This window comes from Pseudomonas agronomica (assembly GCF_025917275.1).
GTDB lineage: Bacteria > Pseudomonadota > Gammaproteobacteria > Pseudomonadales > Pseudomonadaceae > Aquipseudomonas > Aquipseudomonas agronomica.
Genome location: NZ_JAOSHO010000010.1, coordinates 1 through 11324, shown reverse-complemented (window position 1 = coordinate 11324; position 11324 = coordinate 1). Strand labels below are relative to the sequence as shown.

Sequence of the window (11324 nt, the reverse complement as noted above, 5' to 3'; positions counted from 1 at the left end):
TCAGGCCTTCGCGTCGATGTCTGCGGAGAACGTCACGTGCCTGTATTCCTCCAGCGACCGGATTCGCTCGGCGAGCGCTTCGCTGATGGAGGCGTAGGCTGTGCTGCCCAGGGCCAGGCGCAGCGGCGGATGGGTCATGTCCGCCGCATGGATCAAGGCCTCGACGGTTCTGCCAGCGTCGCCCTTGACGACGAAGGCACCCGAGGCCAATGCCCGGCGAACCTCCGCAGCCGGGGTGTCTTCGTAGCAGGCCATGGGCGTAGTGCGATCCAGCCCTTCGGCAAAATGGGTGGCGGTGGGGCCAGGCTCGATGATGACGAAATCGATCGCGAACGGCGCAACTTCCTTCGCTACGGACTCGACGAATCCTTCGATTCCCCATTTGGTCGCGTGGTAAAGACTGAAGCCCGGATAGGCGATCTGGCCGCCTTCCGAAGACACTTGGACGATGCGGCCACCTCCCTGGGCACGCAGATGCGGCAGTACCGCGCGGATGAGGTGGATGGAGCCGGTGAGGTTCGTCGCGAGTTGGCGTTCGATCTGCTCGGGGCTGGCTTCTTCGGCGGCGCCGAACAGCCCGTAGCCGGCATTGCTCACGATCACGTCAATCCGTTCGGCTGCTTCGAACGCTTGTGAGACAACCGCAGTGATCGCCTCTGTGTCGGTGACGTCGAGTGTCAGTGTCTGCAAGCGATCGCCGTGCAGCGCCAGCAAGTCGTCCAGCGCACCTTGCTTGCGCAGCGTGGCGATGACACGGTCGCCGCGTTCGAGCAACTGTTCGCAGAGAAGACGACCGAGGCCGGTGGATGTACCTGTAATCAACCACGTTTTCATCGTGCACTCTCCTTAGACATACCCTGTGGGAGCGAGCCTGCTCGCGAAAGCGGTGGGTCAGGCATGAGGTGTGGTCAGAAAGGACCTCTTCGCGAGCAGGCTCGCTCCCACATTTGTCCAGGGGAGGCCTTTCAGAGTTCACGCCGAACAGACCGTCGGGCGAATGACAACCGCCCTCTGTCTCAATGCAACGAATGCCGGGTCGAGGCCTCTGATGACTAACGAGCCGCAGCTTTGAACCCCAGGACTGCTGCGTTTTTTCATCCCGACAGGTGATTGTTTTCATGACGATGGCTGAGAAAAACCACATTGACTGGCTGGTCGAACAATCGATGCTCAAGGCTGCGAGGCAGCGGGCCAAGCTCTATTCGGGGCAGGGACGTCTCTGGCAGCAGCCCTTTGCGCACACTCGCCCCCGTGATGCCTCGGCGTTGTCTTCGGTGTGGTTTACGGCGTACCCAGCGTCCATCGTTACCCGCGAAGAGGGCACCGTCCTCGAGGCGCTGGGGGACGAAACGCTGTGGCATGCGTTATCGAAAATCGGTATCCAGGGCATCCACAACGGCCCGCTGAAGCAATCGGGCGGCCTGCGCGGCACCCAATACACACCGACCATCGACGGCAACTTCGACCGCATCAGCTTCGATATCGACCCGGAATTGGGCACCGAGGCCCAGCTACAGGCTTTGACGCGCATGGCCGCCGCGCACAACGCGGTGGTCATCGACGATGTCATCCCGTCCCATACCGGCAAGGGCGCGGACTTTCGCCTGGCGGAAATGGCCTATGAAGATTATCCGGGGCTCTACCACATGGTGGAGATCCGCGAGGAAGACTGGCCGCTGCTGCCCGAGGTCGAGGAGGGGCGCGATGCGCAGAACCTCACTGCGCAACAGGTCGACGCCCTGCGCGACAAGCACTACATCGTCGGCCAGTTGCAGCGGGTGATTTTCTTCGAGCCTGGGGTCAAGGAAACCGACTGGAGCGCGACCCCAGTCGTCATCGGCATTGATGGCAAGCCACGGCGTTGGGTCTACCTGCACTACTTCAAGGAAGGCCAGCCGTCGTTGAATTGGCTGGACCCAAGCTTTGCCGCGCAGCAGATGATCATCGGCGATGCGCTGCACGCCATCGATTGCATGGGGGCGAAGATCCTCCGCCTGGACGCCAACGGCTTTCTTGGCGTGGAGCGCAAGCTCGATGGCACCGCTTGGTCCGAGAGCCATCCGCTATCGATTACGGGCAACCAGTTGCTCGGCGGCGCGATTCGCAAGGCCGGCGGTTTCAGTTTCCAGGAGCTGAACCTGACCCTCGATGACATCGCCGCCATGTCCCACGGCGGGGCGGACCTGTCCTATGACTTCATCACGCGCCCGGCCTACCAACACGCGTTGCTGATGGGCGACACCGAATTCCTGCGGTTGATGCTGCGCCAGATGCACGCCTTCGGCATCGATCCAGGGTCGCTGATCCACGCGTTGCAGAACCACGACGAATTAACCCTGGAGCTAGTGCATTTCTGGACGCTGCACGCCCACGACACGTACCTGTACCAAGGCCAGACCTTTCCCGGCAGCATCTTGCGCGAGCACATCCGCGAACAGATGTATGAGCGCCTGTCCGGGGAGCATGCACCTTACAACCTGAGGTTCGTGACCAACGGCGTGTCCTGCACCACGGCCAGTATCATCACCGCCGCGCTGGGCATTCGCGACCTCGATGCGATCACTGCCGCCGATGTCCAGCAGATCCGCCAGGTGCACCTGTTGCTGGTGATGTTCAACGCCATGCAGCCGGGCGTCTTCGCCTTGTCGGGTTGGGACCTGGTGGGGGCGTTGCCGCTGCCGGCGGAGCAGGTCGAACATCTGATGCGCGACGGCGACACGCGCTGGATTCATCGCGGTGCCTACGATCTGGTGGACCTCAATCCTGATGCGCCGTTTTCGGCGGGGCAGATGCCTAGGGCAAGGACGTTGTACGGCAGCCTGCCAAGTCAATTGAAGGATCCGGATTCATTCGCCTCACAACTGCGCAGGATCCTGGCTGCACGCCGGGCCTACGACATCGCGGCGAGCCGGCAGATACTGATTCCGGACGTCGAAAATCCGGCGCTGCTGATCATGGTCCACGAACTGCCGGCCGGCAAAGGCACGCAGATCACCGCGCTGAACTTCGGCTCGACGCCCATCACCGAAACCCTGCACCTGCCCGGAATCGCACCGGGACCGGTGGTGGACATTATCAATGAGCGGGTCGAAGGGGATCTCACGGACGAGGGCGAGTTCACCATTACCCTGGATGCGTTCGAGGGGCTGGCGCTGCGGGTGGTGAGCAGTTCGCCGATGATCTAGGGGGTGGAGCAAATCGAGGTGATTGATCGCTCAATCACCTCGATTTCGTTACAAGCGCGTCGCGGAAATTATCGAGGTGCGGTGTTGGCAGCAGACGCTTGCTCCGCCACGGTGCATTTGGGCGAGCGCATCAGCAACGGGCCGAAGGTAGCCAGCAACCCAAGCATGACCAGCGGGAAAAACATCAGCTTGCTCAAGCCAAAATTACTCACAATCACGGTAATGGCGGCGGGGCCGACCAGCATCCCCGAAAAGCCGATGCAGTTGACGATACCGATGTTGCGACCGGCATATTCAGGGTCCCTGCGCCCGGCGGCGGAGATCATCAGGGGCGCGATGCAGGACAGGCCGAGCCCGAACAGCGCGAAGCCGACGATCCCCGTCGTAGCGCTGCCGCCGACGATGGTCAGGATCATGCCCAGCACGCACACCACTCCACAGCCGAAAACCACTTGGGCGTTGCCGAACGCGGCGGCCAACCGGTCGCCGAACAATCGCCCGACGAACGCGGCCCCGACGAAGATGGACACCGCCATGCCCGCCGTCGAAGTACTCGTCGAAAATTCTCGACGGATATATTCCTGACCCCAATCGGCAATCGCGTTTTCGCCCATCATGCTCCCCAGCAACAAGGTGCCGAGGGCAATCATCACCAGCAGGGTTTTGACCGACGGCCCGGTACCGGCTTCGCCAGTGGACGCGCCTGTTTGCCAATCGCTGGCCGACGACTCCGGAACGTCGTGTTTGCCCAAGAGCCATCGGCTGAAGACGCAACCGACGATGAACATCGCCAGGCCCAGTACGGTGAAGGGGATTTGTACGCTGTCGGTGTACAGGCCGGTCAGCCAACTGCAGGCCATCCCCAGTAGAAAACCGCCCAAGGAATAAAACGCGTGGAAACCGGACATGATCGAGCGTCGATAGAAACGCTCGACTTGGACCCCGTGGGCGTTCAACGCGGTATCCAGCGCGCCTCGCAGCAAGCCGAGTACCACGCCAAAGCTCAGCGCGAACCAGAAGCCTGTGACAAAACCCAATGGAATAATCGAGAGAGGATAGGCGAGGGCGCAGACGGTGATGACCGGCTTTGCTCCGAAGCTGTCGAGCAAGCGACCCACCCACAGCGCCCCCGCCGCCGAACCGACGCCGACGCCGAGCGCGATCAGGCCGAAGTCCCCATCGCCCAGCTCACCGCTGAAACCCAGTTGCGCCCGGAAGACGCTGACCCCTGTCGACCAGATGTACATCATGGCGCCAATCATCATGAAGCCGAGAAAGGTCGCGATGCGCGCCTTGCGGATACGGCCGGGGACCGGTGTCGTTTGTAGAGTCTTGATCACGCTGCATTGTCCTGTTGTTTTTGTGGGGGGCATGCATAGATGGGTTATACGTATAACTTGCAAAAAGTAAAATCTACTCGTGGTGTGCTGTCAACTTATTTTGGATCTGCGGTCAACGCTTTAAAGGATCTTTAGTTAATTGGCCGGTAGCAACGGCTTTCCATGACACAGCGACGTGGTGTCTTTTGAAGATATAGGTTATACGTATAACTCAATCACTCCTTCCCAGAGGCCTCCGTGTCTTCCCAACAACAAGTCTTGCCATGCACCACGCCCCACATGATTGCCTATCGGCTGACGTTCCTGATGGCTGGCCTGTGCATGGGCGCGTGGGCGCCCCTGGTTCCGTTCGCACGCAGTCGCGCCGGGATCGACGACGGCGCGTTGGGTCTTCTGTTACTTTGCCTTGGGCTGGGGTCGTTGGTCATGATGCCGCTCGCCGGAGTCCTGAATGCGCGTCGGGGCTGTCGTTTCACCATGCATGTCGGCATCGCGCTGGTTTTCCTGACGCTGCCGCTGTTGGCAACGGTGCATTCATTCTCCGGCCTGGTGGTAACCCTCATGCTCTTTGGCGCGGGTTGCGGAACGGTCGATGTGACCATGAATGTGCAAGGCGTGATGGTCGAGCGCGCTACCGGGCGGTCTCTCATGTCCGGCTTCCATGGTTTGTTCAGCCTTGGAACGATTGTCAGCGCCGCGGTGATCACCGGGTTGTTATGGCTCGGTGCGACACCGTTGCTTGCCAGTTGCGCGGTGCTGGTGGCGCTGGGCGCCTTCGTGTTGACGGCCGGACGCCAGATGCTGGGGCGTAGCGGCGACGCAGCCGGCCCCGTCTTTGCCAGGCCCTCCGGCAACGTATTGATGCTTGGGATACTCTGCCTGATCGCATTTCTCGCCGAAGGCGCCATCCTTGATTGGAGCGCGGTGTTCCTCGTTCAGGTTCGTGCTGTCGAGCCTGCCGTTGCAGGCCTGGGCTATGCGGTGTTTGCCGTGATGATGGCCTTGGGACGATTGAGTGGCGACCGGATTGTGGCGAGGCTCGGTCCCCGCACGGTGCTCGTGGGGGGTGGCCTGATCGTCATGTCGGGATTTGTGCTGGTGGTGTTCGCGACAAACTGGTTATGGAACCTTGTGGGTTTCGGGGTCGTTGGCGCGGGGCTGGCAAACGTCGCGCCGGTGTATTTGTCGTTGGCCGGGGCCCAGCGCACGATGCCAGGTGAGTTGGCGATCGCCGCAGCCACCAGCCTCGGTTACCTCGGCATCCTGATGGGGCCGGCGGCTATTGGATTGTTCGCTCAGCTGTCCAGTCTCTCGGCGGCGCTACTGGCCGTTGCTTCATTGATGATCGCGATTATTGTCAGCGCCGCTCGACGGGTTCCGACGGCTTCCCGCCAACGGTTACACTGAGCGTCTTTTTTTCACGGACCTCGCCTGAGGTCCATCAAGGTTTGGGAAACACGCGATGGCATCGGTTTCAATGAAAGACGTAGCACTGGCGGCGGGTGTGTCCCAGCCGGCGGTGTCCTACGCCTACAATCGCCCCTCCAAGTTGTCGCAGGCCCAGCGCGAGCACATTCTTCAAGTGGCTGCTTCGTTGGGCTACCCGGGGCCGAACGTCCTGGGGCGTAGCCTTCGTTCCGGAAAAATCGGGGCGATCGGGCTGATGATGATGGACAAGCTGTCGCTGGCATTCGCTGACCCGTGCACGATCGCCTTGCTGCGTGGCATCAGTGAAGTCGGGGAGCTGGAAAATGTCGCGCTGACCTTGTTTCCTCTCAATAACAACCGCCTCGTCGGCCGCGCGCAGGCAGAAAAGCACGGCAGCCTGGCGTTGCGTGGGCTGGTTGACGGTCTGATCATCTCGACCTTGCCCGACGACCATCCCGCAGTATTGGCGGTAGTGAAGCAGAACATTCCATTTGTGGTGATCGACTCGCCACTGGTACCCGACTCGTTTTTTGTCGGGATTGACGACCGGGGCGCCGCCCGCATGCAGGTCCAGCATCTGTTGGAGCTGGGGCATCGCAAAATTGGGATCATCATCGACCGGCTCAATCCTGACGGTTATCGCGGCCCGATTGACCGGCAGCGATTCGGGAGCGCGAGCGAACGCATCGTCAGGGAGCGCCTCACTGGCTACGTCGAGGCAGCGAGCGAAGCTGGCCTGGCGTTTGAAGACTTGAGCATCATCGAAGCCGGCGGATTGGATTCGACTTCCGGGCAAGCGGCGGCGTTTACGCTGCTGACCTCCAACGATGTCACGGCGGTCGTTGCCTGTTCGGATGTCATGGCCATCGCGTGCATGAAAACGGCCCATGCGCTCAATCGCAACGTCCCCGAAAGCCTCTCGGTGATCGGTTTCGACGACATCCCGGAAGCGGTCCAGCTCGGCTTGACTACCATTGGCCAGCCCATGGTAGAGAAGGGGGTCTACGCCGCGAGGATGTTGACCGAACAACTCAATACCCCGGCGGGCACCCGGCTCGAGCCCGAGCAGAAAATCTTCCCGACGAAACTCATCGTGCGCACATCGACGCAGGCCAATACAGGCACCTGACGCCTAGCGGGCGACCCACTGCGGCTTGACGCTATGCCGCAGTGGGCCGCCTTGGCGTTTGAATCAAGGCAACTGGCGCTTGAAGACGTCCGCGACCCGCAATGCGTTGGCGGCGATGGTGAGGGCCGGGTTCACGGCCGCCGAAGAAGGAAAGAACGAGCTGTCGACGACCCAGACGTTGTCCAGGTCATGCATCTTGCAGTCGACGTCCAGCACGCTGGACGTTGGATCATCGCCCATCACGGCAGTGCCGCATTGATGCGAATTGGTGGCGATGCCCATGCGCGCGTTCAAGATCAATGGGTACCCAGCCTTGCGCATGATGTGGCTTGTCTTGCTCACCAATTCTTCATGGGCCTTGAGGTTGTTGGGCGTCCAATGGACCTTGATCGCCCCTCGGGACGTGTCGTAGATGACACGGTTTTCCTGGGTCGGCAGGTCTTCTGAGGTCAGGTACAAGTCGACGCTGTGGTCGGTGATGTACCGTGACGCAAACCTTGGCAGCCATGGGCGCATCGCGGTAATCATCGGCTCGCGGATCTTTCCCAGCATCTGCACGTTGCCCAGCGGAAACGCATTGCCGGGGCCGGCGCTGTACCAATCGTTGAGGGCCAGGGTTTTCTGGAACATGACCGGGTTCCTGCGTCGAGGATCGACCGCCAGCATGAACGTGCTGTTGTGCACCATGTAGTTGCGGCCCAGTTGCCCTGAACGGTTGCCCAGGCCTTCAGGGTGCTGCTCATTCGCTGACTTGAACAGCAACGCGGCGCTGTTCACCGCGCCACAGGCCAGGACAAATCGCTGGGCCTGCAACTTCACTTCGCGGCCCTCGAACACACCATGGGCCTCGATCACGGAGCGGCCGTCGGCTGCAGTCACCAGCCGATTGACGGCGGTGCGGGTCATCAGCTTGATCGAAGCGCTGCGCAGCGCGGGTCTCAATGCCGATACTTCGGCGTCGGCCTTGGCATCCATCAGGCACGGATAGCCATCGCAGGTCGAGCACAGCACACAGGCACCGCTGTCGCCATAGTCCACCGCCGCAGGCATCACGAAGGGCTTCAACCCGCTACGTCGCATGCTTTGCTCCAACGCCCGCAGCGCTGGATCGTGTTCCAGCGCCGGCTGCGGAAACGGGCCGGAACGCCAAGGCTCGCTGGGGTCGCTGCCCGCCTGGCCATGGACGCGATAGAGCTTTTCCGCTTCGGCGTACCAGGGCTCCAGGTCCGCGTAGCTGATCGGCCAGGCAGGGGAGACGCCTTCGGCATGCTGGATCTCACCGAAATCTTCTTCACGAAAACGTGGAAGCATGGCGCCGTAGAACTTGGTGTTGCCGCCGACGTAGTAAAACACCCCGGGGGAAAACGGTTGGTCGGCTGAGTCCAGCCATTGCTCGGCGTTGCGGTAGCGTCCTTCGCCGAAGACCGATTCGGCGCTCCAATTCTGTACCTCGCGAGGCAGGAAATCGCCGCGCTCGACGATCACGATGTCCAGCCCGCTGTCGCGCAGGGCATGGGCGAAAGTCGAGCCGCCCATGCCCGAGCCGATGATCACGACATCACAGTTGATATTGCCATCTGCATCAGGTGTCACCACGTCGAGGGCGCGCGGTTCGCGCGGCGCCCCCGGTTGTGGATTCAGCTCTGCATGATGCGAAATCAGTGCATCACTCATTTGAGCCGCTCCAGTGCCTACAGGTGTTGTTCGGAATTGCGGATTTCCCAGTATTCATCCTGGCGTTCATCGGTGATGTACTCAGGAATCGGGAAGTCCCACCAGCCCGGCACCCAAGGACCGGCAGCATCGCGGTCGGTCGGGATCTCGATCAGCACGGGCGCGTTCAGGTCCAGCGCTTGTTGCAGGGTCGGTTCCAGGTCCTCCGGGCGTTCGACGCGAAAGGATTTCAAGCCGAAGGCTTCGCCAACAGCCTTGAAGTCCGGGCTGTACGGCGTACCGTCCGGGTGATTGAACTCGGTGCCGATATGCCGGCTCGTCTGTTTGCGCTGGCCTCCGCGAATAGACATGTAGCCGGCGTTGTTCTGGATCAGGAACACCACGGGGATGTTGTTGGTCACGCAGATGGCAATTTCCTGGGAGGTCATCAGGAAGTCACCGTCACCCAGGATGCACACCACCGGTTGGTTCGGCGCGGCCAGCTTGGCGCCGATCGCCGCGGGCACCGCCCAACCCATTGACGAAAAACCGCCCGAGGTCAGGTGGGTGCGCGGTGTGTAGACAGGGAACGTCTGTTTGACCGCGCCTTGTGTGTTACCCGACCCCACCACGACGATGGTGTTGCGCGGAAAGACCTTGCGCAGGGCGCCCAACGGACGCTGGGAGGTAAAGGGGAAACGGTCCGAATCACGCCGGCCGGCCAGTTTGGTCTCCCATTCCTCCTGGTAGCCACGCAGGTCGCTCAGGTATTCCTCACGATCGACCACTTGGCCTTTCAGCCCGTCGACGATATGCGCCAGGGCGTGTTTCGCGTCGGCACAGATACCCACCGTCACTGGATAGTTCTTGCCGATTTCATGGGGGTCGATGTCGATGTGGATCAACTTCGACGGTGGAATCGCAAAGGTGACGCCCTTGGCGTAGCTGGATGATGACCAGTCGGTGAAGCGACAGCCCACGGCGATGATCACATCGGCGGTGGAGGCGACCTTGTTGCCGCACATCGTGCCAGTCTGGCCTACGCTGCCGGCGAACAACGGATGATCTTCCGGGAAGCCGCTTTTGCCGTTCCACGTGGTCACCACTGGAATCTTCCAGGCCTCGGCCAGGGCCAGCACCTCGGCACTGGCTTCGCCGGTAATGACCCCCCCGCCAATCACCAGCACCGGCCGCTTGCATGCCTTGAGCTCTTCGACTGCCCGGGCCGTGGCCGCCGGGTCCGGGAAACTCTTGCCGATCGGGGTGCGTTCTTCCAATGCATGCAGCGTGACGTCAGCCGCCTCGGCCTGGACGTCCATCGGGATTTCCAGGTGAACGGGACCAGGTCGGCCAGTCACCATGGCGCTCCAGGCACGGTGCATCATGAAGGGCAGGTCTTCGACGCGGGTCGCGACCCAATGACGCTTGGTGACTGCTTCGGCGATCTTCGGAAAATCGTTGTCAGTGTAGCGCTCCAGCTCTTGCAGCAGACCGTGGCCGCGCATGTGAGTGGGTGGCCCACCGGTGATGAGCATCAGGCTGGTGGAGTCGGTAAACGCAGTGGCCATGCCGATCACGGTGTTGGCCGCGCCAGCACCGATGGAGGTCACTGCTGCCATGGGCTTGCCGCACACCCGGTAATAACCGTCGGCGAGGTGAACCGCGCTCTGTTCGTGGAAGACCTGGATGAATTTCAGCTTCGAATCTTCTTCAAGAAACGCGTCGGTAAGCGTCCAGATACCGTGTCCGGGAATGCCGGCGACATATTCGACGCCATAGTTCTTCAGGGTTTGGGCCACGATCTGGCTGCCGGTCAATTTGCTCATGACAGGACTCCTGGGGTTGATGAAAAAGGGATTGATGAGAGAGGGGTGGATGCGTCGAACGCGGCGGTTTTTTGCTCGCGCCCACGGGTCGCCCATGCCAGGCCTTGTTTGGTCAGGCGACGAATATTGGGGTCGGCCAGATTGCCGGTGTCGTGGCCGATGGAGTGGTAGAACACCCGGCCCTGGCCCCACTGGCGAACCCAGGCGACCGGGCTTCGATGACCGCTGAGCCACGGGAACGGGTTACCGTCGAATGTGGTTTCGGCGAGCACGTGAATGTTCGGATCGACCTGCATGTAGTACTGCTCGGACCGGACCTCGAAATCCTCGACGCCCTGGGTCACTTCATGGCCGTGATCGATGATGTTGACCTGGTAAGGGTGGGGGAAACCTTCGCCCATCGGATGCTCCAGAAACGATCCACCGAGCACCCAGTGGTATTTCAGGCTCGCCCGGAACGCTGCGCCTGCGCCGTGCCAACCGACCAGTCCGGTCCCGTTTTCGATCGCATGGAGCAGGTGGTTTTCCTGGGATGCGGTCAACGTTTCGGTGGTGACGGCGTTGTTCCAGCCAATGACGATCAGGTCGTAGCCGGTCAAGTCCCTGTCCAGCGTGAAAATGTCGGTGGATTCCTCCACGTCGAAATCCAGCTCCTGGAAAACGGTCCGGGCCCATGCGGCAATTTCGTACGGGTAATGGCCGGGCCAGCCACCGTATAGATACAAGACTCGACTCACGGTTGATCACCTCTCAGGTTGGGTGT

At 61.3% G+C, this 11324-nt stretch carries 8 protein-coding genes; 3 read left to right on the top strand and 5 right to left on the bottom strand.

Translation table 11 applies throughout. From position 1 onward, the window contains the following. A complete protein-coding gene (locus OC610_RS01980; RefSeq protein ID WP_264426293.1) occupies positions 1-834 on the bottom strand; it encodes an SDR family oxidoreductase in 834 nt (277 codons plus the stop codon). A gap of 284 nt (positions 835-1118) precedes the next feature. Between OC610_RS01980 and treS the strand changes: the two genes are divergently transcribed. Continuing rightward, on the top strand, positions 1119-3185 hold the full coding sequence (gene treS / locus OC610_RS01975) for a maltose alpha-D-glucosyltransferase (RefSeq protein WP_264426292.1): 2067 nt from the start codon (positions 1119-1121) through the stop codon (positions 3183-3185). A gap of 68 nt (positions 3186-3253) precedes the next feature. Here the strand turns inward: treS and OC610_RS01970 are convergent, their stop codons facing one another. Then, a complete protein-coding gene (locus tag OC610_RS01970; RefSeq protein WP_264426291.1) occupies positions 3254-4525 on the bottom strand; it encodes an MFS transporter in 1272 nt (423 codons plus the stop codon). A gap of 279 nt (positions 4526-4804) precedes the next feature. Between OC610_RS01970 and OC610_RS01965 the strand changes: the two genes are divergently transcribed. Together OC610_RS01965 and OC610_RS01960 are read left to right on the top strand one after the other, a co-directional pair. After that, a complete protein-coding gene (locus OC610_RS01965; protein WP_264426320.1) occupies positions 4805-5932 on the top strand; it encodes an MFS transporter in 1128 nt (375 codons plus the stop codon). A 70-nt stretch (positions 5933-6002) separates the two neighbouring features. Beyond that, positions 6003-7082: a LacI family DNA-binding transcriptional regulator gene (locus OC610_RS01960; protein ID WP_264426290.1), complete on the top strand. Its 1080-nt coding sequence runs from the start codon at positions 6003-6005 to the stop codon at positions 7080-7082. A 63-nt stretch (positions 7083-7145) separates the two neighbouring features. Here the strand turns inward: OC610_RS01960 and OC610_RS01955 are convergent, their stop codons facing one another. From OC610_RS01955 to OC610_RS01945, 3 genes are read right to left on the bottom strand one after another with little or no spacing between them, the layout of a single operon-like run. Continuing rightward, positions 7146-8756, bottom strand: a complete 1611-nt coding sequence (locus OC610_RS01955) for a GMC oxidoreductase (RefSeq protein ID WP_264426289.1) — start codon at positions 8754-8756, stop codon at positions 7146-7148. Positions 8757-8773: 17 nt separating this feature from the next. Next, positions 8774-10561, bottom strand: coding sequence for a thiamine pyrophosphate-binding protein (locus tag OC610_RS01950; RefSeq protein WP_264426288.1), 1788 nt, complete (start codon positions 10559-10561; stop codon positions 8774-8776). Continuing rightward, positions 10558-11298, bottom strand: a complete 741-nt coding sequence (locus tag OC610_RS01945; protein WP_264426287.1) for a ThuA domain-containing protein — start codon at positions 11296-11298, stop codon at positions 10558-10560. The genes OC610_RS01950 and OC610_RS01945 overlap by 4 nt, the downstream gene beginning before the upstream one ends. Between the last annotated feature and the right edge of the window lie 26 nt (positions 11299-11324).